Origin of the sequence: Methylobacterium sp. J-059, from assembly GCF_022829485.1 — a bacterium.
In the GTDB taxonomy this organism is placed as follows: Bacteria; Pseudomonadota; Alphaproteobacteria; order Rhizobiales; family Beijerinckiaceae; genus Methylobacterium.
On record NZ_JAKSYA010000127.1, the window covers coordinates 1 to 25,892 of the forward strand.

A 25,892-nucleotide genomic window follows, 5' to 3' on the forward strand; every position below is an offset into this window, starting at 1 on the left:
AAGGGACCCGACGTGACCGGGGAAACCCTGCTGGACGTCGCCTCGGAAATGGCGAGGATCTAGGTCCCGCGTGAACGTCGACGGCACGTCCCTGCCACCTCAGATGCCGGCATACCAGGCGTAGCCCTGGTCCTCCCAGTACCCGCCCTTGCCCTCGCCGATGTGTGCGAAGCCCTCGACCACCTCGATGCGCATCACGTACTTGGCCTGCTTGTAGCCGAGGTTGCGTTCGACGCGGAGGCGCAGCGGGGCGCCGTTCGAGACGGGAAGCGCCGTGCCGTTCATGTCGTAGGCGAGGATCGTCTGCGGGTGGAACGCGTCCACGAGGTCGATGCTCTCGTAGTATCGGACCGGCGATCCGCCGCCGGCCGCGGTGTCCTCCGACGCCTGCTGGCCGCCGGAACTCTTCCTGCTCTCCCCGCCGCCCGACTGCTTGGTCATGGCCGGGTTGGCGTTGCCCGCGGGGACCGCCTCGTCGGGGCCGCCATCCTGCGCTGTGTCGGCCGCACCGTCGTCCTCGCCCTGGTCCATGGTGTCGGCGCAGTGGAACACCACGTAGCGCGCCTCGGGCTTCAGCTTGGCCCGGGTCAGGAGGTCGGCTAGCGGCACCCCGGTCCACTTGCCGATGGCGCTCCACCCCTCGACGCAATCGTGCCGGGTGACCTGGGTGCGCGCCGGTAGCTTGCGGAGCTCGGCCAGCGACAGCCTGAAGGGCGCCTCAACGAGACCGTCGACCTCCAGGTGGTACTTGGCGAACTTGCCCCTCGCCAGGGCCTTGTACGCCTTGTCCGGCGGGTCCTCGGTGCCGTTCAGCTTGAACCACGGCGAGATGTCGGATTCGGCGTATTCGGGCGCCAGCGTGCGGTCGGTCAGGAGCAGGCGCTGGACGAACAGGTTGGCGTCCTCGCCGGACTTGAGGGTGCGTTGGAACCACGCTGCGTTACCCAGCCGGTCGCATCCGCCGAGCATGGCCGCCGCGGCCGCGGCGGAAGCCCCGGTCAGGAGGGCGCGTCGGCTTAGGATGCGGCTCATGCCCGGGTCTCCCCGGTAACGGGCGCCGGCTCGACCTTGCGCTCGATCACGAACCAGCCGGTGAGCATGCCGCGCATGTTGTTCCCGAAGCCCGAGAGCAGGACGAGGGCGACGTGCACGACGACGAACAGGACGAGCAGGGCCGCCACCACGAAGTGGACCGTGCGCGCCGACTGGCGACCGTCGAAGAGCGTCAGGAGGAACGGGAACGCCGCGTCCATCGCCGGCGACATCGCGAGCCCGGCCAGCACCTGCACCGGCAGGAGCACGAACAGCACGACGAGGTAGGTGAGCTTCTGGATGACGTTGTAGCGCTTGGCCTCGTTCCCCTGCGGGAAACGTAGGGTCATGTGCTCCCACACCGACGCGCCGAAGTGCCGGATCTTGTCACGTGAGGGGATCACCCGGAATCGAAGCTGTCCACTGACCAGCCCGTAGAGCAGGTAGGCGAGCCCGTTCAGGACGAAGGCCCAGGCGAAGAAGAAGTGCCAGGAGCGACCGCCGGTGAGGTCCTGGTCGCTCGGCAGGGTGGCCCAGGCCGGGAAGCCGCGGTCGGCCGCCTCGCCGTCGGCGCCCGGCGACGAGCCGAGCCAGCCGGTGGTGTCGAAGGTGTGCCCGAGGACGTTCGTGACGCCTCTCAGTGGATCGTCCTCGCTGGAGGACATCGCCATCAGCGGGGTGTCGAAGGTCGAGACCTTGCCCCAGTACAGGGCCGGATGGGCGTTGAAGATCTGCAGGCCGCTCATCAGCAGCACCAGGAGGCAGACCGCGTTGACCCAGTGCGTGACGCGGATGACGACGGGGTGCCGGAACATCCAACGGCGGCGCTCGACCTCGCCGGTCTCGGGAGCGGATCTGGTGAGGTAGGTTCGAGCCAAACGGTCGTCCTCGAACTCATGGCCACCGGGGCGGAGGCCCCGCATCGGGACCTCCGGAAGCGCAAGGCGCCTGGGATCACATCCCGCGGTTCATCATCCGCTTCTTCATCATGCGGCGCTTCATCATCTGCTTCCGCATCATGCGCTTCTTCATCATCATCCGGTCGCCCTGCATCATGCGGACCTGGGTGACGCCGCTCTCGGTCTGCATGCCGTTAGCGGACATCGGCGCGGCGTTTGCCGAACCTGAAGCGAGGGCGATGCCGCCAAGGGCGGTCAGTGCGGTCAGCGCAAGGGTGAACGTCTTCATGCAATATCTCCTGTACAGGTGAACATCTTATCCAACCCACGGGACAACAGCATGATTGTATTGTTGTTCCCTCAGAAACGGGGAGATTATTTTCTATACTATGATGGATAGACAGTAGGTATCGCGCACTCAAATCAAGGCCTGTGGCCTGGGCGCGATTCCGTTCTCGCGCATCGTTACGGGACCGGACTGCCGAAAGTTTCAGGTCCGACACCCCATGCGTGCGCGACGGCGGAATTCGATGTGCTCAACTCCTGATGAACGATGCGGTCATCCAAGCAGAGGACTGTCCATAGGGCTCCCTGCCCCGACCCTACGGCTTGGAGACTCCAGCTGTCGTCTACGACCGGGACCCGACTCGACGTCCGGTGCGTTCATGCCTGGCACCGACCTAGTTGCGGGGCGGTCGCAACCATCGTCCGTCGATCAGGAGTTCACGAATGGCCAAGGAGGACCACGAGGCGACCTACAGGGAGTTCAAGGAGGTCGTGAACATGACGGCCTCGGCGTTGGAGAAGCACCTGAAGGGCGACGACAGCCGGTCCGTCGGCCAGAAGAAGGACGGCGGCGAGGCGACCGGCCACCAGGAAGGCCGGCGAATCGTCGAGATCCTGAACGCTAAGAAGGCCGACCTGTCGGATGACGACTACGACCACATGCGCAAGGTCGTCGGTTACGTCCATCGGCACCTCAAGCAGGGTGGCCCGAAGGACAAGGATGAGGTGAAGGACTCGCCCTGGCGGCTGTCGCTGATGAATTGGGGGCACGACCCCTTGAAGTGAACGGGAGCGGGGAGCGATGGCTCGTCCCCGACGGCAACCCCCCTGGGTCGGTCTCTGCCGCCCAGGGTAGCGCGTCGTTCATTCCGGATGGATCAGCCAATCCGTCGGGCGTGACGTGACCTATGCGGTGCCGTTGCCGCCGGTGGCGCCGTAGACCTCGCCGGTCACGAAACTCGCCTCCTGGGAAGCCAGGAAAACATAGATCGGCGCGAGCTCCACCGGCTGCCCCGGTCGACCCAACGGCACCTCCGACCCGAACTTCTCGACCGCCTCCTGCGGCTGGCCGCCGGACGGTTGCAGCGCGGTCCAGAACGGTCCCGGCGCCACCGCGTTCACCCGGATCCCCTTCTCGATGGACTGCTTGGCCAGTGCCTTCGTGAACGCGATGATGCCGGCCTTCGTGGTCGCGTAGTCGACCAGGATCTTGGGCGGGTTGTAGGCCACCACGGATGCCGTGTTGATGATCGACGCACCCGCCGGGAGCAGCGGCATCGCCACCTTGGTGATCCAGAACATCGCGTAGAGATTGGTCTTCAGCGTCCGGTCGAACTGCTCGTCCGTAATGTCGCCGATATCCGTCTGGTTGGTCTGCTTGCCGGCGTTGTTCACCAGGATGTCGAGGCCGCCGAGTTCGACCACGGCCTTGTGCACCAGGGTCTCGCAGAACGCCTTGTCGGTGATGTCACCGGGCAGCAGGATCGCCTTGCGACCCTCGGCCTCGATCAGCTTGGCCACCTCGCGCGCGTCCGGCATCTCGGCCTCGACGAAGCTCAGGGCGACATCCGCCCCTTCTCGGGCGAAGGCGATGGCTGCGGCCCGACCGACGCCGCTGTCGGCGCCGGTCACCAGGGCCCTGCGGCCGGCGAGGCGACCGTGGCCGACATAGCTCGTCTCGCCGTGGTCGGGCTTCGGGTCCATCGCCCCGGCGAGGCCCGGCGCCTCCTGCGGCTGACGTTTGAACGGAGGCTGCGGATACTGGGTGCGGGGGTCCTGCATCGCCACGCGATGGTTCCGTGCGTCTGTCATCAACATATCCTGGGGAGGGTGATCCATGCCGGGCCATGGCCGCGGCCGGCGCGAACTTGGTCGGGCCCGGTCGCTGTCCAAATCCCATTCGGACGAGGCGCGTTCCCACACACGACCGCGGGCAATGGTCACCCCGGCGTTTCCGACCGTTGGCGCCCCGTCCGAGATCACTCCCGCCCGCAACCCCGTCGCCCGCGCCGACCCCGGATCACCGGGAAGGAACAGCTCGACCCTGCATCGGAAAGCGAGCCACGGGGCCCCTAGGTACGACGAGCGCCGGAAACCGCACCGGTCGTCCGGGGATGGCGCTCGGCCGAGGACACCACCAGGACGGCTAGGCCGACGGCGGCGGCATCCTCGGCGAGGCCCTTGGCGCGTCCGGGGGTGGTGCGGGAGTCGGGACCGCGGGCGGCCCGGCCGAGGAGCGTCCCGGCGATTGCGCCCGCCATGCCTGCCAAAGCCCCGACCTGGGGCGACGCACGGCGACCGGCCAACGCCCATCCGCCGACCGCTCCGACGGCAAGCCGGAAGGCGAAGGACGGCGGGATGCGACGGTCGGGGGCGAACGGCATCTTGTCCCCCGCCATCTCGGCGACCGCCGCCGCCGTTGCGAGCGTGCGGGCACCGGAGCCGCCTGGGATGAGGGTTCCGCGTGTCCGGCCCTCCGACGCGGCCTAGGCCAAGGCGGCGCACGCCGTCATGTTGCGCATTCCGGCCACGAGGCCGAGACCGAACGAGGTTGCATAGCCCTGCATCGCGGATGCCCTTCCGTGCGGGACATGCCCCGCGTGGGGCAAGGCGGCGGACCTTGCTGGTGTTCCGGCCACGAAAGCGATGGCGGCGTCGGCGGTTGCCCTGCCGGTCGAGGCGTTACGCCATCGGGATGGATCGCTACCGAGCCGCTCGTGCTTCCGCGGCGGCCATTGATCCTCGCAGCACGAGGCCGCGCCTCTCCCGAAGCGCCGCGAACGCCTCGTCGGCGGCCCGTCGCCCGCTGTCGTGGGCCCCGTGGGCGGTCGTGAAGTCGAAGGGGTGCGTCGCCTCGCCGGCGAAGAAGAGCCTGTCCTCGAAGGGCTGAGCCAGCCGTGCCCGCGCCTGGGATCGGCCCGGCAGGGCGCAGCTGTAGGCCCCGCCGATGGATGCCATCCGGCTCCAGGCGGTCACCGCGAGCGGTCGGATCGCCGACGCCACGTCACTCCCGAACAGGGACACCAACTCGGCCGAGACGAAGGCGAAGCCCGCGGCCGGGCCGTCCTCCTCCACGATCCGGGCACCTTCGCCCCCGAGGAAAGCCTCGATCACCGGCCATCCGTTCGGGCGGATGGAATAGGCGGCGGACCGCGGGTCGTGGAGGTTGCCGTAGGCATGCACGTCGGATTCGAACGCGGCGTCGCGGCCGATCTCCAGGAAGATCTTTTCGTTGCGACCGAGAGGCAAGGCGGCGGCCGCCTCGCGCCAAGGGTCCGTCCCGGATGGAAGGCGGATCGCGTCGCCGGCCAGGACCGTGGTCGAGACCGTGAGGATGGCGGCGCCGGCGCGAACGGTGCCCGCGCGCGTGGTGACCGCGACGCCGTCCGCCGTCAGGTCGATCCGCTGGGCGGGAGTGGCGAGCCGCAACGCCGTCGAGGACGGCAGGCTGGCGGCGACCAGCGTGCCGTAGCCGAGCGGCAGGTGCCAGTTCCGGCCCGTCGAGGCATCGTCGTAGGCCAGGTAGTCCGTGGCGGAGATCCTCTCGGGCGCGACGCCGCTCATGAAGCCGGCGATGGCCCGGACGTAGGCGTTCCAGGAGCCGCCGGGCTCAAGGGCGTCGCTGCCCCGGTCGCTGCCAGCCGCCACCGTGCGGAGCCGCTCCTCCCAGTCGCCGAACGCCCTCTGCGCCGCCTCCTCGTCGTCCTCGTCCTGGACGTTGCCGGGATGCGCCTTCGCCCATGGCGGATCGCCTCGGTCCACCGGGAAGCCGGACGCCTCGGCGATGCCCACCCACGCGTTGCGGTCGCCCGAGTGGAGCCACTCGCAGCCGAGATCGAGCGGGTAGCCCCCGAGGTCCTGCGTGTGGGCGCGGCCGCCGAGACGCGGCGACGCCTCAAGCAGCAAGGTCGACGAGCCTTGGGCCGTGAGCCGCCGCGCGGCGCCGATGCCGGCGGCGCCTCCCCCTACGATGATGACGTCGAACGTGGTGTCCATGGGGCCAAGGTGAGGTCGGCTGAGACGACATCCAAGATTCGTGCGGTTGGTGCGCCGCGGCGAACGAAACACGAGAGCTGATGGAAGCGTGCCCACACGGCCCTAGGAAGACCTTCAGGGATAGCTAACAGCTTCCCAAAGCCTGGGTCGTCAAAATCGACCACGTACTCCTGGCGGCTTGGCAACGGGCTTTGCCGATGCTCGGTCAGATCGACCGCGAGCGGGGTGCGGTGCTCAAGGTCGCAATGAGAGGGAATATCGAGAATGGAATCGATGTTTTCCCCGATCCACCTGTCATGGCTCAGATCACTGCATGGGAGCAGGCGCCACCACACCTGGCTTGGCCCGAGGTGACGTCAGCGCAGCTTTGGTGACGTCCGAGGGGGTCTGTCGCCGGCCCTGCACACGGAAAAGTACGACTGCGCTCTCCACGGAGCTATCGGCCACCGTCCGGTGATGCACGTCGATCTGGTCGCGAATGTCGGCCTGGGCTCCGGCGCGGTCGTACAGGTCGAGGACCATGAGCATGGAGAGAGCGACGTTCGTTCCCTGGTACGAGATGGCCTGCGGACCGTACCTATCGACGAGCTCGCCCGAGGTGAGCTTCGGGAAGGACCGCTTCAGTTCGGATGTCGTCTTCAACCACTTGTAGGTGAATAGGACGTCGACGCGGCCACCCCCGAGGTCGCGGGCTTCAGGTCGGCAGATATCGGCGAGCCTTGAGCCCATGAGGTAGTTGACGAGATCGTGCTGGAGGTCGGCCTCCAGCGGCGGATTGGCCTTATCCCTGTTGAAGAGATAGGCGACCCCTGGGAACGTGGCCGTGCTCAGGTTGTACCTCGACACCACGAAACGCGTGACGTCCAGGAGAAGGACGTCGAAGAACTGCCGGGCATCAGGCTTCTCCCTGTAGTCGACGTTGGACATTAAGGCGGTGGTGGCCCGTGCCAGGACCTCGTCGACCGTGCGCGAGACGCTCTCGTCGAGCAAGGACAAGGCGTCCGCCTCGATACGGGCCGAGACGGTCTCGCGTATCGGTTCGGGCAGGCGCTCAAGGATGGCGGCGGTCGGTGAGCTCCCGGCCGCCGCCCCGGAAGGGCGGTGGCCGACAATGGCCTCGCGGGCCTCCCCCACGAGGTCCCAGAGGGACTTGGCGTCCGGCAGGGAGGCGGACCCGGAATTCTCCGCGATCCAGTGATCCAGGATGTCGAGGGAGCGCAGTTCCCCCTGCATGGCACCGACGATCCGTGGCCGTACGACCTGCTCCAGTCCCCCGTCCGCGCTGCGTCGAAACATGCTGCGGCTTGCGGCGTAGATGGAGAGCAATTCGTCCTCCATGACCGCGGCGACCTTCAGCCAGGCCGAACGGGAGACCTTGTCCACGAGCGATCCGAGGCGGAGCGCCAGCGAGGTCCAATGGACGCGTTCGAGGTCCTTCGAGGCAAGCCAGGACGATGTCTCTGGATGCCAGTCGCCATCCGTAAGGTATGCGGTGTACTCGAAGGCGGATCGTGTCACCGACGCGATCCTGTCGGGGAGGTCGTCGCTGGTTCGGCCCTCGTGGAAGGCGAGCAAGATGTCCAGGCAAGTTCGGTAGAGGCGCGCGTCGAGACGCACCTCCGTCGCGTCCTCGGCACGCGCGAACCAGTCCCGTGCCGCCCCGAAAGCGCTTAGTGCGGCCTCCGGCGTGGTAGCGTCGAGCCCGGCTCTCAGGGCGTCGAGGCCAAGCTCGACAGCAGCCTCGTCCTCGGCATCCTGGACATCCGTGAGCTCCGTCAGCTTGTTACGGAGGTCATCGTCCGCCGGTTCGTGGCCGAGTACGGCCCCGGTGATCCTGGTCGCATGTCTGAGGTAGATGCCTTCGTCGGAAGGGTCGAGTTCGAGGAGGACGGCCTGTAAACGCCGGAGCAGTGCCCGTTCCGACTGGGCCAAGATCATCGCCGCCTTCAGCGCCTGGGAACGGGTACCGTAGTCAACCGACCTGTCGGTTGCCCGTCCGAGGAACGCCTGGCCAAGCCCGGACCGTTGCGGCGCCGCGACCTGGCCGCCGCGGCCGAACCACGACGCGATCTCCATCATGGCAAGGATGTCAGCGTTTTGGACCAGGACGATCAGGGCCGCCGCGGTCGCATCGGCGCGCGGATGCATGGCCAACGCGACGAAGAGCCGTGCACCCTCAACCTCCGTCGAATGCCCGGCAGCCGCCGCTGCAAGCTCGTCGGACGAGACGTCTCCGAGGTCGGTGGGGTCGCACTCGTCCAGAAGGCGCTGGATCAGTTCGGACGACACCAGGGCTCCCGGGTTCAGAAAAGGAATCGGTCCCCTTCAGCGTGGGTCACGTGATCGCATGGGACAACATCCAGGAGTGTCGACTCCGCGCGGGCGCCGACGATGATCTGGATGTCCCCCGCGCTCTCGATAGCCTCGTGCACGCGGGACAGCAACGCGGCGAAGTCGGCTGGTGCCATCTCCTGCGCGCCGGGGCTGTCGAGGACCAGCAAGCCCGGGTGCCGACCGTACATGCGTTGCCGTGACACCTCGATCACGGCGAGCGCCGCCGCGATCCGGACGCGCAGGTTCTCACCTGGGGAAAGCTTCCCGAAGCTCGTCAGGGCATGACCCTGCATGATGCGCATCGCACCCCCCGTACCCAAATCCATGCTCTCGATGTTCTGGACCCCGAAGGAGCGGGAGAGTTCGGTGATCTCCCGCGAAACGTCGGCGAGGATCTCCCGTGCCAGGTCGTCGTAGAGATCCTTGGTAACATCCTCGGCGACCTTGAGCACGGTCTCGTCGTGTTGGCCGATGTCGTCGGCGGCCTGCTCCTCGACCTCCTCCTCCTGCTCGGCGGCGATCAGGGCCATGAGTTGCTCGCGCTGGGCCTCGAACCCCCGAATCTCCAATTCCAGGTCGGCCGTGTCGTCCTTCCTCAACTCGGCTTCGAGGGCACGTACGGCGGCGATGGCCTTTCCCAGATCCTGCTCCGCCCCGCGCTGCGATGCCTGCGCGCCCTCAGATTGCAGACGGAGCTCGGCGACGGCGGCCGCAACGTCGTTAGCGTCATGCTGCAGTTCCTCAAGGCGCAGACCGTCCTCGTCCTCGGCCGGGGTCTCGCGGGTGCCGCACAGTGCGCAGGTCGATCCCTCTCCGGCCCGGGCGTGCCGGTCATGGTCAATGCCAGCGTCGCACGAGGGGCAGCAGACCGGCCGCAAGGTGCGAAGGACCACCCCGGCCGCCCGGTCGTCCTTGAGCTGCTGCAGCGCCCGTCGCGTATCGGCGAGTGTGGTGGTCGCACCCTGCAACTGACGCTCAAGCCTGAACGCGTCCTGCCGTTTCGCCTCGACCTGCTCGCGCAGGCCGAGGAGACGACCGTCCTCATGCAGCATCATGGCTCGAAGGTCGGCGCGCACCATCCCGGGGCGGACCCGTCCACGTGCGGACTCCAATGAGGATTCCACCTTTTCGAGCCGGGCCTGGAGCCTCTCCCTCAAGCCGCCGGACGTCGATGGACGCTCGACCTTCGTCGCCTTGAGCCGCTTGAGCGCCGTCGACGCGGCCGTGTAGGTGCTGACCCACGGCAGGCCCATGAACATCTGGAGCAGGCGAAGCGGGATGGCGTCGATCAGCAACTCGCCGAATACCGCCTTGCCCGGCCCCTCGACGAACAACGCGGAGGCGATCACCGGCCAGCCGTGCGTGTGACTGCCGTCCTTTTCGTTGTGGGCATGGAACCGCGCAAAGCCGAACTCGGCCAGCATCGCGTCCTCGACCGCGCGCTCAAGGGGCTTGCCGACAGTGCCTTCGAACAGCGGAAGCCATGCCTCGTCCTGCTCACGGCAGAACGTCCCGACCGCATCCTTGTCAGTGTCGCCGGCGTCCTTGGTGACGAGGAGGCGATGACCGATGCCGTTGGCTTCGAAGATCACCGCGGCACGGCTGAGCCATCGCCAGACATCCGGCTTGATGCGGTCGTGGATGTTCCCTCGGATACCGCCCTGTATCACGTTCAGGAGCGTCGACTTCCCGCGGGAATTCTGGTCGGAGACGATGGCCCAGAGGCCCGGTCCGAATGTGAACGTCTTGGCGAACGGACCGTCGGCGGAAGTGCCCTCCTTCACCCCTTCGAGTGTGACGGACCGGATGCGGAGGCTTTTCCTGCGCGGAAGCGTGGATTGCGGCTCAACGCCGTGTCGGTCCAGGATCTCCTGAACGGTCGGGATCGGCAGCGACGCCTTGCAGGCGATGGACTCGACCCATTCCGCTGCGGTGGCTTGCGTGGTCATGGTCGTCCCCTGATCGCCTTGAGTCGGTCGAGAACACGCTCCTTGATGGAGGGTATCTCCGTCCCATGGCGGGCATCGCGGTATTCGGGATGGAGGTACTGGTCCCCCTTCAGGTCGGACCCACTGCGGAAGGCCGTCAGGGTCATCACGAGGTCGACGCGCGACCTGTACCATCGCAAGGTGGGCTGCTCGCGCTCGATCCGTTCGATGAAGGCGAACGCCGCCGGCAGGACCACGAAGTCGTGCCGGCGCTGGCCGGCGGTTTGCCGCAAGGGCCGAACCAAGCCGTATGCCGTCAGGATCGACAGCGGCATCTCGATGTTCTGGAAGGCGCCACGTCGCCAACGCACCATCGCGACCGTACGCTCATCCGGCTCATCCGCATCGAAGATCGCGACCGCGGCGTCTAGGGCTTCCTGATCGGACTTGGTCTCGTATCGGGTGATGAGCTCGTCTGCGAGATAGTCCGGGTAGCGGACGAGGAAATCGATGGCCATCGCCCGCTTCTCGCCGCGGAAGATGCGTTCACCATCCCCCGCCTCCTCGCTTCCCAGCGCCAGGATGAAGAGCAGGCGGACCGCATCGCGATGGTGGAGACCGATATGGGATGCGGCGACGCTACCCGGCACCTGACGGTGTGCTCCAATGCTTACGGCAGTATCAGGCGGCCCATCCATTCCGGTCACTCGATAGGCAAAGCCTGGTCTCTTCAGGGACAGGCATGCGTTCTTCCACGCTGCAATCCAAACTCACGAACATGCTAGCCCGCGCGGACGATGGGTTCCAGGTCAAGGTGAACCATCGCGTCCGACCTGGCCGCTTCGATGGTCGCCGGCAACGGAGGCGCGACGTCTTCGACGGACCACGATCCTCAGGGCCAGACGACGGATCGGCCGGAATGCGGAGCAAATCCCCTGTGTCGACGACGTCTCCCGCAACTTCTCCGGTGAAATTCCTCGGATCGACGCTGCCCAAGAACGTAGCCCTCGGCGTGACGCAGATCATCCTGTGGGGCGGCTCGTTCTTCCTCATCGCGGCTCTGGCCAATCCCATCATCCAATCCACGGGCTGGTCGCAGGGCATGGTCGTCGGCGCCCTCTTACTCGCGATCCTGATCTCCGGGTTCCTCTCGCCCTGGGACGGGCGGATGATCCGACAGCATGGCGGCCGGACCGTACTGGTCGCCGGATCCCTCGTCATCGCCGCTGGCCAGATCATGATGGCGGTCTCTCCGAACCTGCCAGTCTTCCTCCTCGCCTGGGCGGTCATCGGTGCGGGCATGGCGGTGGCATTTTACGATCCGCTCATCGCCGCCATCGGGCAAGCCTACGGCGCCTCAGCCCACGGGGCGATGACGCAGATCGCGATCGCGTTGGGCTTCGACATCACCCTGTGCTGGCCGGCGATGCGTTTTCTCAACATCCATGTCGGATGGCGCGACACCTGCATCGTCTACGCCCTGCTAGCGGCCCTGGTAATGGCGCCGCTCTGCGCCCGGCCGGGACCGGACCGCCGCCGTTCCCCCCGCCGCCGACCGTGGGGGCGACGCCGCTCGCAAAGCCCGCCGGGCCGGCCCGCCTGCCGGGCGAGCACGTCCTGGCCGCCCGCTCTCCACGACCGGTGGCGGGCGGGCAAACAGCGTCCGACAGGTCGAAATCAGACACGCCTAGCCCCATCTAGGATCCGATCCAGTGCTTATCGAGCGGTCCTCTACCGGGTCGAGCTGACACGGACCGTCAAGAGACAAAGGGAATGCAGCTCAGGATCCTCGTCGCGGTCGCGATCTATCTCGGGTCGTACCTACCGCTCAGCGTGATCCTGCTCGCCCAGGACTTAGACGTCGGGCCCGTGAAACGGGGGATCTGCCCGGTGGCAACGATGGTCGCCCTGGAATGCGCGAGCCCCCTCAAGAACCCGATCTGGTCGTTGTCGGCGGTGGCGATCTGCGCGACGGGCATGGCGGTCACCTTCCTCGCCCTTCGCCTCGTGCGGACCCCACATCGCGTGAGGGTGACAGAGAGCAAGCACATCCCCGCCGATCTCATCAATTACGTGATCCCCTACGTCGTCTCCTTCATCAGCCTCGAATACGATCAGCCCCTCAAGCTCATCGGGTTCGCCGTGTTCCTGATCTGGATATTCTGGATCACCTACAGGTCCGGGCAGATCGTCCTCAATCCCGTCCTGGCCGCGTTCGGCTGGAAGTTGTTCGAGGTCAAATACATATACGAGGGCGGCGGCAATACCCACGTCGGGCGGATGCTCTCGAAGGTCGTCGTGGAGCCCGAGCGGAGCTACTACCAAGGCGGCCTGCAGGACGTGATGGTCGTGAGAGACGACGGGGGGGACGACCGGGGATGACCACGCTCGCGGACTTGAAGGCGTTCGACCTGGCCTCGGCGGGGGTCTCGGTCTGGTTGTTCAAGACGGCCCCCGGCGGGGAGGGACGCCCCAGGTATTCGGGCCGATGGGTCGGCATCACCGACGAACTGGCGACCAGGTTGCGCGGCGCCGTCGTCAAATGCCTCGAACCGATCGCCGAAACCATCGAGTACGACATTCTCGCTCAGAACAACGAGGCCAGCGCCCTGACGGTCCAGGCTGACGAGACCCATGCGCATTTGATCTCCGAGGCGGTCGCCGAGCCCACGCCGGCCCGCAAGGTCCGAGGGATACGGGATCTCGCCAACAGCGTCTTCTGCGTGGCTAAGTTCGTCCACGACGGCAGGACGCTGCTGGCCGTGCGCAAGACCGATGCCTCGTGGTCGACGCGAAGGACAACGGGCGTCATCAGGATGTTCTTCAACGACGAGGAACTGGACCTCGAAGAGAAACCGGGCTTCTCGATCCGTCCGGACTTCGACTTCTTCGTGCTCGAAGACCGGGTCTTCGTCAGAAGCAAGCCTCACTTTGAGTCGGTGCTGTCCTACAAGGTGGGCCACGAGACGGCGTTCTTGGCGTTGAAGGCGGAGCCCGCCTTCGCCGGCATCTTCACCGATCTCGGTCCCCTGAACGACTATGTAGGGACGAACAGGATCCATCTGCGGCGGGCCGTCGCGATCCAGCAGAAGGGCCTCTACAAGGATGCAGCCTTCATGGAACGGCTGCTCGCCGAGCATGCGCGGATGAACTTGGCCATCGCCTTCGACGATGCGGGTCGGATCGTGCCTTCGGTGGAAAGCGGCCGAGATATCTTCCAGGCGCTCCTGGACCACCGTCTGGAATCGCGCCTGACGCTTGGGATGTTCGACGTGCCGAGCACCGAGCGAGTGGGTTGAGCATGGGCAGGAACATCGTGATCTTCTCGGACGGCACCGGCCAGGATGGCGGTGTCCGGCCAGAGCAGAGGGTGAGCAACGTCTACAAGATGTACCGGCTCGCCAGGACGGGACCGGAGAACTCCATCGACCCGGCCGACCAGGTCTCGTTCTACGACCCGGGCCTCGGCACCGACATCGGGGCCACCGCCATGACCGCCCCGGTCCGGTTCGTTCAGAAGCTCCTGGCGTCGGTCACGGGCCGCGGCATTAACGCGAACATCGTCGATTGCTACGAGTTCATCATCGACCACCACCGACCCGGAAACCGCATATTCCTGATCGGGTTCAGTCGCGGCGCATACACCGCCCGATGCGTGGCGAACCTCCTGAGGCTTTGCGGCGTCCCGACTCGGATGCCGGACGGCTCCGCCGTCCCGCAATTCCGGAAAGCAGCGCGCGACATCGCGCAAGAGGCCGTCGATACGGTGTTTGAGCACGGCGCCAGTCATGAGCGCGAGCTGTACGAGGCCGAAAGGGAAGAACTCGCACGGCGCTTCCGAGACCGCTACGGCTCGGCACATGAGACCGGGGAGCCCGAACGCTCGAATGCGGCCCCCTACTTCGTCGGGGTCTTCGACACCGTGGCCGCCCTCGGTGCGCGGGGCCTGCGGCGCTTCCTCCTCCAAGCGGGCCTGGCCGTCGGGGCTGCACTGGGCACCGCAGTGCTGGGCCTCCTGCCGGCCGCCGCAGTTGCCGGTCTGCTCCACCTCTATCCGGGCGTCCGGTTCGATGCGGCCTTCGCCTTGCTGCTGCCTGCCTTCATGCTCACCGGCGGCGCCTACCTGTGGCGGCGTAATTGGCTCATCCGCAGGAAGGTCATCCGCGATTTTCCGAACCCCGGCGACGTTCGCACCCACATGGCCGAATGGAAGGGAGAGAACTTCGACCGCCTCCTGAGCCGCTTCGTCCGCTACGCTCGGTCCGCCAACGCCATCGACGAGACCCGCAAGGACTTCGACCGGGTGGCATGGGGCGGATTGCAGCCCGTCGCGCCGGCGCATCCCTAAGGGCCGGCGCGACTGGTCCAAATCTGGTTCGCAGGCAATCACTCGGATATCGGAGGAAGCTATCCCAAGACTGAGTCCCGCCTTTCCGACATACCGCTGAAGTGGATGATCGAGGAAGCGACCAGGATCCCAGACGGCCTAATGTTGGAAGGGCTGCGGGCGCCCGGCGACGCCACCGGCAACCCCACGCTACACCTCTACCCGTCCGCCGACGGAGTGCAGCACTGCGAGATCGCCAGCATGCACGATACCATCGAACGGTCGATCCCACGGTTCCTTCGACCGTTCTCCGTATCATGGAACTGGGAGGCCCCGGTCCGAACCATCGTACACGACGCGCCGGTGCATCCGACGGTGGTCGAACGCTTCGGCCTCGCCTCCGTTGTCCAATGCGCGGGATCAGGCTCCTACCGGCCGAAGGCCTTGGAGAACCACGATAGGTTCAGGCGCCTCTACGCCTCGCCAGGCGGGGCATCGGGGGCGTCTACGGCCAACGGCATGCAGCCGGAGGGCGCCTTACCGCCGACACCGTGAGCATGGTCAGATCGGGACCTCGGCAGCCGCGACTTGCTCTACCGGCACCTCGATTTCGCAAACCGATCTCTGGGTTTCGTTCGACAGACGATTTCGAGCCGACATCATGGGCTTCCTCGTCATCGGACAGGGCTGATTCAGACTTTCAACAAAGCGTTACGCAAGTCCGAGCATTCGTTGCACAGCCTAGGTGTAACGGGACGCTCATTCACCATACGAACGCCAGCCTGCAGCCTGTCTCCGAGTTGGCCCGCACGTGACGGGGTTCTCCACATGCGGCCAGGAGATCGGTAACCACAGCGTGCGAGGGACTCTCGACAACGGAATCGGGATGGCGATCTCTTGTTGGACACAGCCGGTCCACAGGAGGCCCCCATGCGCGGCGAGAACTTTGCGGAGACCTTCGAGCGCGGCGCCTACAGCCTAGCTGCCGGCCTCGCCATCGCCCACCAGAACGGGCTCGCCCTGGGCGAGGCTCGCGTTGCCGCCGCCCGGGCCGCCCACGAGGATGCCGTCACCGTCGAGCACCTCGCCACCGTCGGCCAGGCGATGGCCCGGGACCGCCGCGAGCTCGCCGCCCTCCGCGCCGAGAACGCCGCCCTCAAGGCCGAGCTCGCCAAGGTGCGCCGGGCTGAGGCCGTCCGGGTCGCTGTGACTGCCGCCCGCCGTACGAACGCCCGCCGCGCGTGACGTACGCCCCCGGGGCCGCGTACGTACGGGGCTCCACGGCATGACGACGTGCTACCGTGTGCGCACGTGATGCTACCGCGTGCGCACAGGGAAAGTCGGAACAGGAAATTTCAGGTCAGAGCCGTATTCGACAATATGTCGCCCCCCCTGCGACGAGGCACGAAAAAAGCCCGCCCCGGGTGACCAGGGCGGGCTTCGTCGTTCCGGTGGCGGGGCCGATCAGGCGTGGGCGGGTGCGGGGCCCCAGGTCGGGTTGTCGACGAGATCCTGCAGGATGTCGGCGGTGACCTGCCGGTTCTCGGCGGTCTGGGCGGCAGCGAAGCGCTTGGCCTCGGCCTTCATCAGCTTGGCCTGCTCGTACTCCTTCAGCGTCGGGCAGATCGACAGGCCCGCGAGGTCGCGCTCACCGAACATGTGGAGGCCGATCAGCCGCGGGGACGAGTTCGCGACGGTCAGGAGTTCCGGGGCCGAGAGCGACACCAGCCAGCCGTAGGCGGCGTCGTCCAAGGCAACGAGGGAGGGCTCCACGCCGTCCGGGGTAGCCTGCGAGACCGCATACTGCTGGGCCAGGGCGCCCCACTCCAGGTACGCCTGCTCCATCGTGCGGTCCTTCGCCGGATCGAATCCGGCGGCCGCGTGGTGATAGCCGGCGGGGACTCCGACCGGGGCCTGGGACGCTTCGGCGAGGGCGGCCGCGGCCTCGGCGGCGGAGCCACCGGGGGGCGCCGGGGGAGCCGCGCGGAGGGGTGCCGACACGGATTCGGCGACCCACTTGCCCGCGCGCCAGACGAGCTTGGTCGTGGTTGCGAGGGCCTGCGCTGCGTAGGCGATGGCGGCGATGGCGTAGGCGAGGAGTTGGCGGAAGCTAGGCATGACGGGTGCTCCTTGGTGGGTGGTGAGGAAATCCTGCCCCGGCCGGACGAAAGGCACATCGGGGAAATCCGCATTTTTGCGGATTTTAATTCGGGGGGTCAGGCGGCGATCTTCGAGGCCCGCGCTTCGGCGATTGCGGCGAGCCCGGCCTCGGTGAAGGCCGCCTCGATCTCGCGCTTGCCCTTCATGCGCTTGGGCGTGACCCAGCCGAGCTCGACGGCGCGGACGGCACCCCAGCCCTGCGGGCAGTTGTTGGTTACCGACGCGCCGTACGGCTTCGCCCACGAGCCGAGGATTGCCGGGCGTGCGTCGGCGGGTTCCGGCACACCGATCCGTTCGAGGAATGCGCGTGCGTTCCCGACCGACAGTTCCCCCCAAGAACAACTTGAGGGCGACGGCCTGGAGCACGTAGCTGATCACCGTGTGCTCCAGGCTCCCGGCTAGGCGTTCCCAGCCGGCATCGTTGGCGAGGTCGATGGCGTGGTGCCACATACCCCCGTGGGCATCGCCGTGGTCAGGCGGCCACACGGCCTTCAGCCCTGTGACCTCCTCGACCCTGCGCACGTACGGCAGGTCGGCGCAGGCCGGCGTCGATAGGAAAAGGTTTGGGCGACCGGCCCGGTCGCGACGGAGCGTCACCGGGAAGGCGATGCTCCGTGGCGTGAAGGGCATCGTCTCGTCTCGCAGCGAGTACCCCATCGAGAGGGAGTAGAAGTTCGCGAGGCCGGCCTCGATCAGAGCGACGTCCATCGGGGTGCGGCCCGGCACGACGCCCATGATCGAGGCATCGACGAACGGCGTGATCTCGTCGTCAGGCAAACGAGGCGCCTTGGCGACGACCACCGCGGGCGCGGGCTCGGGGGCCGTCTCGGTGACGCTAGCGAACAGGTCGAGTTGGTTAGGATGCGGGCGCCGGGCCATCACGCGGCCTCCCCGAAGAGCTCGGACCTCAAGGTCGCCGGGATCTGACGCCGGTGGACGTGCACAGCCCAAAGGGCCTGGGACGCCTCGCACTGGCCGAGCCGCGGCAGGCTGGAGAGGACATGCCCGATGGCGGTGTGGGCCTTGCTCCAGCCGGCGGAGTTCTCGACCGTGGCCCAGTCCTCGTCGAGTTCGCTGAGCAACTTCGTCGCGACGTGGACGAGGGACTGGATCGACGGATTCGCGGCCAGCGCCCACCACTGCTCCTTCTTCTCCGTCTGCGCCCGCTCCGTGACGCGGGCGACCATCTCGTCGCACGTCCGGACGAGGTGCTTCGCTGCTTTGGCCGCCTTGTCGGACGGCTGATCGCCCTCGGCGAAGATGGCCCGGGCCTTCTCCCGCTGCCCCCGCGTCCACGCCCACGGCAGGTCCGCGATCCGCTTGCGCAGGAGGGCGACCGCGGCGAGGCGCTCCTCACCTTCCTGCGCTCACAGGCGCGCGAGGTTCTCCGCCACCCGGGCCCGGCGTTCAGCCTCGGCCTCGGCACGGCGGGCCTGCTCCTCGCCTGCGATGCCATCGGCCCGGGCGAAGGCGGCCGCGAATCGGTCGTTGCTCGGCGCCGGGACGGGCTCCCAGCACACGGGCTTGTCGTACTCGCCGGGGCGTTCGCCGCCCCACGAGAAGCCCAACTCGCGCATGCCGTCCCGGTCCGCCCGGTAGAGCCTGGAGAATACGGCCTCATCGCCGGCGTCGGCCAGCCACAAGGTCTTGGGGCCGTTCTGCGTCCGGCGCTCGCCGACGCGGCGCCAGGACAGGCCAAGGGCACCCACGGGCAGGGCCTCGACGAGGGGCAGCGGGCGCTGGGCCGCCGCGTAGGCCGAGGCGCAGACGACCCCAAGGGTGATGACGAACAGGATCAGGGTGAGCATCGGGCACTCCGCATTTCAGCTTACCCGAGTAGATTGCCACGATTTCCTGGCGCCACAAGGCCCCAGATTTATTATTGAAAGTAGAATAAATCGACCTCGCAAAAATATTCCCTGATCATCCGTTACACATCTAGCGGATAAGCGGATCGCTGTTACCTTCCTCCTGGACCACCGACAGGAGACCGCCATGGCGGCTGACGAAAGCCTCGAACAACCAGTAGTCCTCCGCGACGAAGCCGTGGTGCGACTGCTGCTGGCGGAGTGCATGGCCTCAGGCACGAGGGCGAAGTGGGCGTCAGCGAACGGGGTGTCGCCCCAGTACGTGACGGACGTCCTGAAGGGCCGCCGGGCACCCGGGGATTCGATCCTGCGGGGGCTCGGCCTGGCACGCGACGTCGTCTACGTGCCGCGCCAGCCGGAGGCCGTGTCGTGACGCAGGGCCGCCCCCTCGAACAGGAAGTCTTCATCCGGCCGCGGCCCGAGTGCGTCGCCCAGATCGCGGACGGCTACGGTCCCGACGCTGCCGACGAGCGCTGGTTCTGGTGCTCCCCGTCGATCTTGCGGAAGCTCGCGCAGGAGGGGCGCTCCATCCTGCGGAGCCGCGCCGGCCAGCCGTCCCGGTCGTCGTACGCCCGGTCGACGACCCCAGAGCAGGATGCCGCCGTGATCGCCGCCGTCGCCCGCCTCGGCTGCGTCAGCCACGCGGCCGCCGAGGTCGGCGTCACCGTCGCAGTGGTCCACCGGGTGCTGCGCGAGAACGGCACCCCAGCCCCCCGGGTCGACCGGAGCGAATCCGGGCGCCGAGCCTACGAGACGCGACGCCGGAGGGCAGCATGACCAGCGTCCGCTCCGAGTTCGTCACCGGCCTCGCACGCCTCGATGCCGCCGAGACCCGCAAGCGCCTCGTCACCGTCCGGGCCGCGGTCGACCGCCGGATCGACGAGCTCACCGACCCGGACCTGAAACTCGCGCTCCTCCGGGTCTCGGACAGCGTCAGCCGGCTGCTGCTGGAGACCTCGAAGATGAGTGTCGAACGCCTCGCAGGCGCGCTGGCCGAGAGCCACGGCGAGAAGCCGATGCCGTCCAGCCTCCCCCGTGTCCCCCAGCGCAGGAGCCAGCCGTGATCCACCGCGAGAACCGTGATTTTTCCGTCGTCTGCGAGGGATTCTCCAGCGGCGCCATCGAGCACACTGTCCACGGTCTCGGCGGTGCTGCCATCGAGGCCGGCCACGTCATCGAGACGCTCTACCGGGGGCGGCCCGAGCGCTGGCGCGTCCGCTCGATCACGCGCGAGGAGGGCGTGACGCTGTGGGCCGCCACGGTCGTTCCGGCGCCCGCCCTTCGCCTCGTCGCCTGAGGAGGCCGGCATGCCCCGGCGCAACTACTACCGCCCGCAGCCCGACTATTCCCACCTGCTCGGCGTGACCATGGACGTAGTTCTAGACGCCGCCATCGCGCGCCGGGGCTACGGCCAGGACCGGAAGCACTACCCGGCCGAGGTCAACCTCGCGCTCCTCAAGCTCTACGGCGTGGATCGCGACTGGATCGCCTACTCCGCCCTGCGGCAGTGCGCCGACGTCGCTCGGGGTCCGCGGGGATGGAGCGGGGAGTTCGCCCTCGACTACGTCGGCAACCTCATCGGGTGGGGTACCCACCTGGGCATCCTGGAGGAATCCGTCGGGCCCGGCGGCGAGCCCGGCTACCGTCTCCTCGACCGAGAGCCGGTCTACGAGATCATTGCCGGCAAAGCCGTGCGCGTCCGCGGGCTGCCGGCAGCTGAGCAGGTTGCGATGAACGTCCGCCGGTCGAGGGTCATGCGGCTGCGGGCGACCCTGGCGCGCAAGCGGGCCGCGGAGACGAGGCGGCAGGCAGCCCCGCTGATCGACCTGCTGATCGAGGCGGATCTCGACGGCCCCATCCCGGATGAGCTCCACCGGTTCCTCGGTGCCTTCCTAGTAGACCTCGCCAGCGACGTGACCCTGCGGGAGGTCCGTGAACTGCTGCTCGATGCCTACACCGAGTGGAGCGACGCGAAGCAGAAAGAGTGGGTCGTTTCGCTCCGTCTCATCGTCCCCACCGTCAGCATCGAGGCCGCGCGCCGCAAGGCCGAGGAGCAGGTCATCGCTCCCGAGGACCTGGCGGCCTTCGCCGACATCTGACGCCTCCGTCGCGCGCCCGGCGACAGGGGCGCCCACCGATTCCCGGCAACTCCCACCAGAGAGGAGCGTCCCATGCGGCGCGAGTACCAGCCCATCATCGACGACGCACTGTGGTCAGCCTATGAGCGGGGCAAGGCCGACAAGGCCCTCCCATATTACGTGTCCGGCAACTTGATCGAAGCCCTCGGCACAGCCGGGTTCGAGATCGTGCGCAAGCCCGCCGAAGGCCCCGGGATCATCATGGAGACGAGGACTACCCATGCCGACGGGCGGGTGGAGGTTCGGACCAACCAACCCACCGAGCAGGCCGCGCCAGCCGAGCCGATCCAGGCGCTCTACTCGGTACGGGTCGGCTGGCCGGAGTTCCGCTCCCTCTCCGTCGCGTGCGTCGATGGAGTCAGCGTGGCGATGGTGACCCGAGCCGCGAAGGTCGCCGCTGATGAAAGGCATCCCGAACGCGCCGACCGGACACGCTGGGTCGCCTTCAGTTGGCAGCAGAAGCGCTTCCTGGCTCCTGACGAGCCGGCGCCGTACCACTTCGCCATCGGGCCCTACGAGGTCCTGGTGCGCGAGTGCCGGCCGCCCGAGTTGCCCGAGGCGGCTTCGCTCGCCGATCTCAAGCGCTACGAGGGGCGCTGGGAAGACGGCCTCCGCAACATCGTCACCATCCTGCACGGGCCCAGCTACTCGTTCGAGATCGACCAGATCGTGGAGGAGGTCCGCGCCCTGCGGGACGTCGTGGCGCCCATCGACAACGAGAAGGAGCGCCGCACTGAGCACATGACCTTCGACGAGGACGGCGATTGCTGGACCCTCTCCGGGGACCCCGACACCGTCGAGCGCGTGCTCGACCTCGTGAAGAAGGGCGAGGCTGCCGTGAAGGCGGAGCGCGAGCCCGAGATCGTCATCAAACTGGGCGAGGACAGCCTGTACCTGCATGGCACGCCCGACGCCCGCGCAGCGCTGATGCAATTCCTGCTGAAGGAAATGCCGCGATTCGCCAAAGGTGACGTCTCCCCGGTCAGGAGGGCTACCTGATGCGGTCCCTCGTCAACCTCATCGGTGGCGGCCCCGGGCGGGCCGCCGTCTCGGCCGCCGCCATCGTCACCATCGGCTTCCTGATCGACGGCCGCGCCGACACATTGCTTCGGGCGCTTTTCGTAACTGCGGTGTGGGGGTCGGCGACCTTCCTGGCGTTCCTGACGCTGCTGTTCCTCGCGGCGGCCCTCGATCCGGACGTGGACGCCGTCGTCGTCAAGGCCGCCCCGGAATCGGAGGATGCCGACCATGGTTGAGCCCACCAACATCGCCGCCCTGCGCTTCGATTCCACCGCGGCCTGGGCTTCCCTGACCCGGGACCAGCAGGAGCTCGTCGGACGGGCCGCGCTCGATCTCGTCGTCGCCCGCGGCATCGCCGAGCACGCTCCGGACCCGGCATCGCGCGCCGGCTACGAGGCGGAGCGGCTCGCCCTTGGGGCGCTGCTGGAGACCGTCCTCGACGCCAACATCCTAGAGGATCACCACTGGGTGGAGCCGGCGCAGCACGGGTCGGACTTCACCGAGGTATTTCGGCTGCCCGAGGTGATCGGGCCGGTCTGCCACGCCTGCGGTTGCAGTCAGGAGGACGCCTGCGGGGACGGCTGCGGCTGGGCCACGGAGATGATCTGCACCGCCTGCCACGGGAAGGCCGAGGATGTCGCCGCTTGACCTCGCCCGGTGGCGCGCCGAGACGCTCATCGTGGACGCCCTCGTCGCGGCGCTCCTCGCCCGGGACGGGCGCGCCCAGGCCGCCGCGGTCCGAACCATCCCCGACGACGACGACGCCCACCGCCGAGTGTGGAGCCGGGCGATCCTGCTGGTGGAGTGGCACGGCGTCCACGGGGCGGACTGAGCGTTAAGGAAAGAGTTCGACTCTTGATGACGGCACACCTCTACTATGGCTTCCTCTGCGCATAGGGCATCAAGCCCACCGGGTGAACGTTGTGGCAAATACATTTGAGGCGACCGCGAAGGATGAAGAGTGGCTTAACAACCTGCTCAAGCGCGCCCTGAGCGACATGAAGGAGATGAAGACGATCCCGAGGCAGGGGCAACTGGCCGTGCTGAAGAAGCGCGTCAAGTTCGCCGACGTCATCGTCGCAATCCAAAAGGCACCGGACAACAAGCGCTTCGATTTCTCTATCGTTCGCGGCCGAGACTTCGCCGACATCTCGGACCCCTCGCGAGCGAAGCGGGTACTTCCGCTGATCGCGCTGGACGACGTCTTCGTCAGCCTGTGGCACCTGGCCTACGGGGACAGCATCGTCGCGAAAGAGTACCGGCAAGAGCTCGCCCGGGTCGACCGGCGCGCGCATGACCGCCTGAAGCAATGGCTCGTGCCGCACATGATGACGACCGTGCGGGATCTCGGCGCACGGGCCTACGACCGCCCCGACGATCCCGAGATCGCCGCGGAGATCCACGAGGCGGTCCGGCTCACGAAGGACAGGGCTGCCAACGGCTCCTAGCCCTCGCCGTCGTCCTCGGCCTCCAGCGCGGCGCCGCGCACCCGCTCCTCGGGCAAGTCCGGCGTCGCGGCGAGGCGCTCTCGGATCTGCTCCAGGGTGACCGGGGCATACGACCACCGGTCGACCCCGACGTCGCATGACTGCGAGGTGTCAGGCAGGAGGCCGTGGGTGTGCCCGAACAGGCTGATGCTCCCCCTCCAGGCACCCACCCAGGCCCGCATCGGGTAGTGGCACATGATCACCCGCTGCCCCTCGATCTTGCGAGAGACGAGCTCGTGCTGCTCGTGCCACGGCAGCGAGGTCGTCTTGGTCTTATCGTGATTCCCGCGCACGAGGTACTTGCGTCCCCGGAGCCGCTTGAACACGGCGGCGTACCGGTCGGGCGTGCCGCCCATCCCGAAGTCGCCCAGATGCCAGACTTCGTCCCTGGGGGCGACGACGGCGTTCCAGGCGGCGATCAGCATCTCGTCGTGCTCGGCGACGTCGGCGAACGGGCGCGCGCTCATGCGCAGGACGCCGGCGTGGAAAAAATGCGTGTCAGCGGTGAAGAAGGTGGTCATCGGGGCAGCCTCCGTGAGGGGCTGCGCGCACGGCGTCACGCCCCGGGGTGTGGGATCTCGGCGGGGGGCGTGGCTATCGGTTTCACGGGTCTCTCCGGGTCGGCGGAATCGGTGTGGTAGCACGGGCCGGGTTAACAGGACCCTGGCCGGGGCGGCCTGGCGGTTTTCCCACCTTCTTCACCCAACCCGTCGACCGGGTGAAGAAGGTGGGAAACTGACCATTTCGACATCCAGTTCTCGTTCTGGATGCCGAGATGGTCACTGCCGGTCGATCAGCGTCATGAGCCGGCGCGCCATGGCCTCTTGGGCTGCGCTACGCCCGTCGCACCAGCCGTCGAAGGTCTTGCGGCTCACCCGCAGCGCGGCCGCCGCGGCGTCCCGGCCGCCCCGGGCCTTGGCCCATACCTTGAGGCAGTCGGAGAACGGGCGCGCGTCCGCCTCCCAGTCGACGGCGGCCGGCGCCCGGGGCGCGCGTTCGTTAAGCGCCGAGCTCGTGGCGTTCGCGTCGGCCCAAGGGTCGAGCCGGTCGTCGTCGCCGGCGATGCGACCTTCGCCAAGCTCCCGGTCGAACCTGCTGAACCAGGTCGCGATGTTGCCGTCGTCAACCGCGCCGCGCGGCGGCTTGAACACCGCGGCCAGCGGCTGGCCCACCAGATCCTCGCGGTCTAGCAGGAGCCGGTACGCTTCCATGGCCGCGCTCGGGGTCGTGAACGTGGCGTTCTCCAGGATGCGCCCGTCCCCGTGGGCGCGCAGTCTGACGGTCCAGGCCATGTCGTGTCCCCTCCGACGCGAAAAGCCGGGGCTCTCGCCCCGGCCGTGGGTGTCCGTGTTTCGGGTTCAGTCCTTGTCGACAGTGGCGGCCCGCTCGATTTCGGCCTGGGTCTCGGCGGACAGGACGGAACGCCATTTCTCGGCGCTGGTGTAGACGACCAGGTCGCGCTGAAACTTCTGGTCGATCAGGTACTCGGCGCCCCAGCACAGGACGGAGCCGTCGCCGAGGACGGAAATCGAATCGGGGCCAAGGTAGTCGAGGTCGACCTTCGACGCCTCGGCGGGGGCGGACAGGTCGCTGATCTGATCGAGCACGGACTCGAACTCGGCAGGCGTGCGGACTTCGTTGAGGAAGTATCCAACGGTCTCGCTGCAGAGGACGTCGGCGGTGGTGAGCTTGCGCATGGCTGGGTTCCATCGTTGGCCCGGATCGCCCCGGGTGGCTGATCTCAATATACCGCATTTTGCGGTATTCACAAGGGGCTTGCTGGCTTAACTTTGTTCTCTATCTGTTCCTACAGCGGAGGTTGGCAATGCACGGATTCGACGACATCCTGGATGCAGGCCCAGGCGAGGAGCGCGACGCGATCCTGCGGGCCCTGGCGGAGGACATGTGGCAGGCGGTGTCTCCGGACCGGCGCGGGCGCGGCTTCGTCAAGGCCGAGCGGCCGGCGGACCTGGCGAAGGCGCTGGGTCGGGACCGGCGGCGGGCTCGGCCGGTCAGGCTGGCGTCCTGATCCCGGGCGGGATCACCGGCCCTGTCAATGACGTGGGCGGGCGCAAAGCGCCGGCCGTCCACAGGAGCCTGGGAGAGACGGGTCGGAGGCGTTCCGAGGCGGTTTCCGGGATGGGGAATCATCCACGGGAATTCAGAGAGGGCCTCTGGCGGGCTTCCCTGGGCGTCGAGGGAAACCCGAGGTGCCGCCCCAAATCCGCCCCGGAACGAAAAAGCCCCGGCGTCCAGGCCAGGGCTTCGCGTCTAAGTCGTTGAGAATATTGGTAGCGGGAGAGGGACTCGAACCCCCGACACGAGGATTATGATTCCGCTTCCCTGTTACCAAGCATCCCGCCCCGCCCGGGATTCCACAGGGGACTGAGGTAGCCTGAAAAGTCTGCCGTTCCAAGG

Annotated in this window: 32 protein-coding genes, 1 tRNA gene and 1 pseudogene; 17 read left to right on the forward strand and 17 right to left on the reverse strand. The window is 67.5% G+C overall.

Annotation, left to right across the window (positions count from 1 at the left end; genetic code table 11):
- Positions 1–99: 99 nt before the first annotated feature.
- The 3 genes from MKK55_RS17925 to MKK55_RS17935 all read right to left on the reverse strand — a co-directional run bounded on the left by MKK55_RS17925 (position 100) and on the right by MKK55_RS17935 (position 2,220).
- Positions 100–1,032: a molybdopterin-dependent oxidoreductase gene (locus MKK55_RS17925; RefSeq protein WP_243936890.1), complete on the reverse strand. Its 933-nt coding sequence runs from the start codon at positions 1,030–1,032 to the stop codon at positions 100–102.
- A complete protein-coding gene (locus tag MKK55_RS17930; RefSeq protein ID WP_243937008.1) occupies positions 1,029–1,847 on the reverse strand; it encodes a cytochrome b/b6 domain-containing protein in 819 nt (272 codons plus the stop codon). Before MKK55_RS17930 ends, MKK55_RS17925 begins: the two co-directional genes overlap by 4 nt.
- Before the next feature lie 139 nt (positions 1,848–1,986).
- Positions 1,987–2,220: a hypothetical protein gene (locus tag MKK55_RS17935; protein WP_243936891.1), complete on the reverse strand. Its 234-nt coding sequence runs from the start codon at positions 2,218–2,220 to the stop codon at positions 1,987–1,989.
- Between the two features lie 440 nt (positions 2,221–2,660).
- Between MKK55_RS17935 and MKK55_RS17940 the strand changes: the two genes are divergently transcribed.
- The gene (locus MKK55_RS17940) at positions 2,661–3,002 is read left to right on the forward strand and encodes a DUF3140 domain-containing protein (RefSeq protein ID WP_243936892.1); all 342 of its coding nucleotides are present in this window, start codon (positions 2,661–2,663) and stop codon (positions 3,000–3,002) included.
- Between the two features lie 120 nt (positions 3,003–3,122).
- On the opposite strand, the gene MKK55_RS17945 is transcribed toward MKK55_RS17940, so the two are convergent.
- From MKK55_RS17945 to MKK55_RS17970, 6 genes are all read right to left on the reverse strand, one after another.
- Entirely contained in the window at positions 3,123–4,028 is a 906-nt protein-coding gene (locus MKK55_RS17945) for an SDR family oxidoreductase (protein WP_227440317.1), read from the reverse strand.
- Positions 4,029–4,288: 260 nt separating this feature from the next.
- A complete protein-coding gene (locus MKK55_RS17950; RefSeq protein ID WP_243937009.1) occupies positions 4,289–4,669 on the reverse strand; it encodes a hypothetical protein in 381 nt (126 codons plus the stop codon).
- Positions 4,670–4,919: 250 nt separating this feature from the next.
- Positions 4,920–6,212, reverse strand: a complete 1,293-nt coding sequence (locus MKK55_RS17955) for a flavin monoamine oxidase family protein (protein ID WP_243936893.1) — start codon at positions 6,210–6,212, stop codon at positions 4,920–4,922.
- A gap of 306 nt (positions 6,213–6,518) precedes the next feature.
- On the reverse strand, positions 6,519–8,501 hold the full coding sequence (locus tag MKK55_RS17960; protein ID WP_243936894.1) for a hypothetical protein: 1,983 nt from the start codon (positions 8,499–8,501) through the stop codon (positions 6,519–6,521).
- Between the two features lie 14 nt (positions 8,502–8,515).
- Entirely contained in the window at positions 8,516–10,495 is a 1,980-nt protein-coding gene (locus MKK55_RS17965) for a hypothetical protein (protein WP_243936896.1), read from the reverse strand.
- Entirely contained in the window at positions 10,492–11,124 is a 633-nt protein-coding gene (locus MKK55_RS17970) for a hypothetical protein (protein WP_243936898.1), read from the reverse strand. Before MKK55_RS17970 ends, MKK55_RS17965 begins: the two co-directional genes overlap by 4 nt.
- Positions 11,125–11,393: 269 nt before the next feature.
- Here MKK55_RS17970 and MKK55_RS17975 point away from each other — a divergent pair, with 269 nt between their 5' ends.
- From MKK55_RS17975 to MKK55_RS17995, 5 genes and pseudogenes are all read left to right on the forward strand, one after another.
- Entirely contained in the window at positions 11,394–12,311 is a 918-nt protein-coding gene (locus MKK55_RS17975; protein WP_243936900.1) for an MFS transporter, read from the forward strand.
- The gene (locus MKK55_RS17980) at positions 12,248–12,856 is read left to right on the forward strand and encodes a hypothetical protein (protein ID WP_243936902.1); all 609 of its coding nucleotides are present in this window, start codon (positions 12,248–12,250) and stop codon (positions 12,854–12,856) included. The genes MKK55_RS17975 and MKK55_RS17980 overlap by 64 nt, the downstream gene beginning before the upstream one ends.
- Positions 12,853–13,773 (forward strand): Kiwa anti-phage protein KwaB-like domain-containing protein, encoded by a 921-nt coding sequence (locus MKK55_RS17985; RefSeq protein WP_243936904.1) that lies wholly within the window; start codon positions 12,853–12,855, stop codon positions 13,771–13,773. Before MKK55_RS17980 ends, MKK55_RS17985 begins: the two co-directional genes overlap by 4 nt.
- Positions 13,774–13,775: 2 nt before the next feature.
- Positions 13,776–15,356, forward strand: a pseudogene (locus MKK55_RS17990) (DUF2235 domain-containing protein).
- A gap of 375 nt (positions 15,357–15,731) precedes the next feature.
- The gene (locus MKK55_RS17995; protein ID WP_243936906.1) at positions 15,732–16,046 is read left to right on the forward strand and encodes a hypothetical protein; all 315 of its coding nucleotides are present in this window, start codon (positions 15,732–15,734) and stop codon (positions 16,044–16,046) included.
- A gap of 219 nt (positions 16,047–16,265) precedes the next feature.
- Here the strand turns inward: MKK55_RS17995 and MKK55_RS18000 are convergent, their stop codons facing one another.
- From MKK55_RS18000 to MKK55_RS18015, 4 genes are all read right to left on the reverse strand, one after another.
- A complete protein-coding gene (locus tag MKK55_RS18000) occupies positions 16,266–16,919 on the reverse strand; it encodes a hypothetical protein (RefSeq protein WP_243936908.1) in 654 nt (217 codons plus the stop codon).
- Between the two features lie 98 nt (positions 16,920–17,017).
- Positions 17,018–17,245, reverse strand: a complete 228-nt coding sequence (locus MKK55_RS18005) for a hypothetical protein (RefSeq protein ID WP_243936910.1) — start codon at positions 17,243–17,245, stop codon at positions 17,018–17,020.
- A gap of 594 nt (positions 17,246–17,839) precedes the next feature.
- Positions 17,840–18,148 (reverse strand): hypothetical protein, encoded by a 309-nt coding sequence (locus MKK55_RS18010; RefSeq protein WP_243936911.1) that lies wholly within the window; start codon positions 18,146–18,148, stop codon positions 17,840–17,842.
- A 180-nt stretch (positions 18,149–18,328) separates the two neighbouring features.
- Positions 18,329–18,769 carry a hypothetical protein gene (locus tag MKK55_RS18015; RefSeq protein ID WP_243936912.1) on the reverse strand — a complete coding sequence of 147 codons (441 nt, stop codon included), beginning with the start codon at positions 18,767–18,769 and terminating at the stop codon, positions 18,329–18,331.
- A 187-nt stretch (positions 18,770–18,956) separates the two neighbouring features.
- Here MKK55_RS18015 and MKK55_RS18020 point away from each other — a divergent pair, with 187 nt between their 5' ends.
- The 10 genes from MKK55_RS18020 (at position 18,957) to MKK55_RS18065 (ending at position 23,435) form a co-directional block, all read left to right on the forward strand.
- Positions 18,957–19,202, forward strand: a complete 246-nt coding sequence (locus MKK55_RS18020; RefSeq protein WP_243936913.1) for a hypothetical protein — start codon at positions 18,957–18,959, stop codon at positions 19,200–19,202.
- Positions 19,199–19,606 carry a hypothetical protein gene (locus MKK55_RS18025; protein ID WP_243936914.1) on the forward strand — a complete coding sequence of 136 codons (408 nt, stop codon included), beginning with the start codon at positions 19,199–19,201 and terminating at the stop codon, positions 19,604–19,606. The genes MKK55_RS18020 and MKK55_RS18025 overlap by 4 nt, the downstream gene beginning before the upstream one ends.
- The gene (locus tag MKK55_RS18030; protein ID WP_243936915.1) at positions 19,603–19,893 is read left to right on the forward strand and encodes a hypothetical protein; all 291 of its coding nucleotides are present in this window, start codon (positions 19,603–19,605) and stop codon (positions 19,891–19,893) included. The genes MKK55_RS18025 and MKK55_RS18030 overlap by 4 nt, the downstream gene beginning before the upstream one ends.
- Positions 19,890–20,126: a hypothetical protein gene (locus tag MKK55_RS18035; RefSeq protein WP_243936916.1), complete on the forward strand. Its 237-nt coding sequence runs from the start codon at positions 19,890–19,892 to the stop codon at positions 20,124–20,126. Before MKK55_RS18030 ends, MKK55_RS18035 begins: the two co-directional genes overlap by 4 nt.
- Positions 20,127–20,136: 10 nt before the next feature.
- Positions 20,137–20,928, forward strand: coding sequence for a hypothetical protein (locus MKK55_RS18040; protein ID WP_243936918.1), 792 nt, complete (start codon positions 20,137–20,139; stop codon positions 20,926–20,928).
- A 72-nt stretch (positions 20,929–21,000) separates the two neighbouring features.
- Positions 21,001–21,966 carry a hypothetical protein gene (locus MKK55_RS18045; protein WP_243936920.1) on the forward strand — a complete coding sequence of 322 codons (966 nt, stop codon included), beginning with the start codon at positions 21,001–21,003 and terminating at the stop codon, positions 21,964–21,966.
- The gene (locus tag MKK55_RS18050) at positions 21,966–22,223 is read left to right on the forward strand and encodes a hypothetical protein (protein ID WP_243936922.1); all 258 of its coding nucleotides are present in this window, start codon (positions 21,966–21,968) and stop codon (positions 22,221–22,223) included. Before MKK55_RS18045 ends, MKK55_RS18050 begins: the two co-directional genes overlap by 1 nt.
- Entirely contained in the window at positions 22,216–22,635 is a 420-nt protein-coding gene (locus MKK55_RS18055; RefSeq protein ID WP_243936924.1) for a hypothetical protein, read from the forward strand. Before MKK55_RS18050 ends, MKK55_RS18055 begins: the two co-directional genes overlap by 8 nt.
- Positions 22,622–22,819, forward strand: a complete 198-nt coding sequence (locus MKK55_RS18060) for a hypothetical protein (protein WP_243936926.1) — start codon at positions 22,622–22,624, stop codon at positions 22,817–22,819. Before MKK55_RS18055 ends, MKK55_RS18060 begins: the two co-directional genes overlap by 14 nt.
- Positions 22,820–22,901: 82 nt before the next feature.
- Positions 22,902–23,435: a hypothetical protein gene (locus tag MKK55_RS18065; protein WP_243936928.1), complete on the forward strand. Its 534-nt coding sequence runs from the start codon at positions 22,902–22,904 to the stop codon at positions 23,433–23,435.
- Here the strand turns inward: MKK55_RS18065 and MKK55_RS18070 are convergent.
- The 3 genes from MKK55_RS18070 to MKK55_RS18080 form a co-directional block, all read right to left on the reverse strand.
- Complete coding sequence (locus MKK55_RS18070) at positions 23,432–23,995, reverse strand: metallophosphoesterase family protein (protein WP_243936930.1); 564 nt, start codon at positions 23,993–23,995, stop codon at positions 23,432–23,434. The genes MKK55_RS18065 and MKK55_RS18070 overlap by 4 nt on opposite strands.
- Before the next feature lie 258 nt (positions 23,996–24,253).
- A complete protein-coding gene (locus MKK55_RS18075) occupies positions 24,254–24,766 on the reverse strand; it encodes a hypothetical protein (RefSeq protein ID WP_243936931.1) in 513 nt (170 codons plus the stop codon).
- 66 nt (positions 24,767–24,832) lie between these two features.
- On the reverse strand, positions 24,833–25,171 hold the full coding sequence (locus MKK55_RS18080) for a hypothetical protein (protein WP_243936932.1): 339 nt from the start codon (positions 25,169–25,171) through the stop codon (positions 24,833–24,835).
- 128 nt (positions 25,172–25,299) lie between these two features.
- Between MKK55_RS18080 and MKK55_RS18085 the strand changes: the two genes are divergently transcribed.
- Positions 25,300–25,503 carry a hypothetical protein gene (locus MKK55_RS18085; RefSeq protein WP_243936933.1) on the forward strand — a complete coding sequence of 68 codons (204 nt, stop codon included), beginning with the start codon at positions 25,300–25,302 and terminating at the stop codon, positions 25,501–25,503.
- A 260-nt stretch (positions 25,504–25,763) separates the two neighbouring features.
- Here MKK55_RS18085 and MKK55_RS18090 read toward each other — a convergent pair.
- Positions 25,764–25,837 (reverse strand) — tRNA-OTHER (locus tag MKK55_RS18090).
- Positions 25,838–25,892 lie beyond the last annotated feature (55 nt).

Excerpts from the sequence above, each read along its gene's own strand:
- MKK55_RS17925 (WP_243936890.1), bottom strand. The coding sequence starts at position 1,032 with ATGAGCCGCATCCTAAGCCGACGCGCCCTCCTGACCGGGGCTTCCGCC.
- MKK55_RS17930 (WP_243937008.1), bottom strand. The coding sequence starts at position 1,847 with ATGTTCCGGCACCCCGTCGTCATCCGCGTCACGCACTGGGTCAACGCG.
- MKK55_RS17935 (WP_243936891.1), bottom strand. The coding sequence starts at position 2,220 with ATGAAGACGTTCACCCTTGCGCTGACCGCACTGACCGCCCTTGGCGGC.
- MKK55_RS17940 (WP_243936892.1), top strand. The coding sequence starts at position 2,661 with ATGGCCAAGGAGGACCACGAGGCGACCTACAGGGAGTTCAAGGAGGTC.
- MKK55_RS17945 (WP_227440317.1), bottom strand. The coding sequence starts at position 4,028 with ATGACAGACGCACGGAACCATCGCGTGGCGATGCAGGACCCCCGCACC.
- MKK55_RS17955 (WP_243936893.1), bottom strand. The coding sequence starts at position 6,212 with ATGGACACCACGTTCGACGTCATCATCGTAGGGGGAGGCGCCGCCGGC.
- MKK55_RS17965 (WP_243936896.1), bottom strand. The coding sequence starts at position 10,495 with ATGACCACGCAAGCCACCGCAGCGGAATGGGTCGAGTCCATCGCCTGC.
- MKK55_RS17975 (WP_243936900.1), top strand. The coding sequence starts at position 11,394 with ATGCGGAGCAAATCCCCTGTGTCGACGACGTCTCCCGCAACTTCTCCG.
- MKK55_RS17980 (WP_243936902.1), top strand. The coding sequence starts at position 12,248 with ATGCAGCTCAGGATCCTCGTCGCGGTCGCGATCTATCTCGGGTCGTAC.
- MKK55_RS17985 (WP_243936904.1), top strand. The coding sequence starts at position 12,853 with ATGACCACGCTCGCGGACTTGAAGGCGTTCGACCTGGCCTCGGCGGGG.
- MKK55_RS17995 (WP_243936906.1), top strand. The coding sequence starts at position 15,732 with ATGCGCGGCGAGAACTTTGCGGAGACCTTCGAGCGCGGCGCCTACAGC.
- MKK55_RS18000 (WP_243936908.1), bottom strand. The coding sequence starts at position 16,919 with ATGCCTAGCTTCCGCCAACTCCTCGCCTACGCCATCGCCGCCATCGCC.
- MKK55_RS18010 (WP_243936911.1), bottom strand. The coding sequence starts at position 18,148 with ATGGTCGCCCGCGTCACGGAGCGGGCGCAGACGGAGAAGAAGGAGCAG.
- MKK55_RS18015 (WP_243936912.1), bottom strand. The coding sequence starts at position 18,769 with ATGCTCACCCTGATCCTGTTCGTCATCACCCTTGGGGTCGTCTGCGCC.
- MKK55_RS18020 (WP_243936913.1), top strand. The coding sequence starts at position 18,957 with ATGGCGGCTGACGAAAGCCTCGAACAACCAGTAGTCCTCCGCGACGAA.
- MKK55_RS18030 (WP_243936915.1), top strand. The coding sequence starts at position 19,603 with ATGACCAGCGTCCGCTCCGAGTTCGTCACCGGCCTCGCACGCCTCGAT.
- MKK55_RS18040 (WP_243936918.1), top strand. The coding sequence starts at position 20,137 with ATGCCCCGGCGCAACTACTACCGCCCGCAGCCCGACTATTCCCACCTG.
- MKK55_RS18045 (WP_243936920.1), top strand. The coding sequence starts at position 21,001 with ATGCGGCGCGAGTACCAGCCCATCATCGACGACGCACTGTGGTCAGCC.
- MKK55_RS18050 (WP_243936922.1), top strand. The coding sequence starts at position 21,966 with ATGCGGTCCCTCGTCAACCTCATCGGTGGCGGCCCCGGGCGGGCCGCC.
- MKK55_RS18055 (WP_243936924.1), top strand. The coding sequence starts at position 22,216 with ATGGTTGAGCCCACCAACATCGCCGCCCTGCGCTTCGATTCCACCGCG.
- MKK55_RS18060 (WP_243936926.1), top strand. The coding sequence starts at position 22,622 with ATGTCGCCGCTTGACCTCGCCCGGTGGCGCGCCGAGACGCTCATCGTG.
- MKK55_RS18070 (WP_243936930.1), bottom strand. The coding sequence starts at position 23,995 with ATGACCACCTTCTTCACCGCTGACACGCATTTTTTCCACGCCGGCGTC.
- MKK55_RS18075 (WP_243936931.1), bottom strand. The coding sequence starts at position 24,766 with ATGGCCTGGACCGTCAGACTGCGCGCCCACGGGGACGGGCGCATCCTG.
- MKK55_RS18080 (WP_243936932.1), bottom strand. The coding sequence starts at position 25,171 with ATGCGCAAGCTCACCACCGCCGACGTCCTCTGCAGCGAGACCGTTGGA.
- MKK55_RS18085 (WP_243936933.1), top strand. The coding sequence starts at position 25,300 with ATGCACGGATTCGACGACATCCTGGATGCAGGCCCAGGCGAGGAGCGC.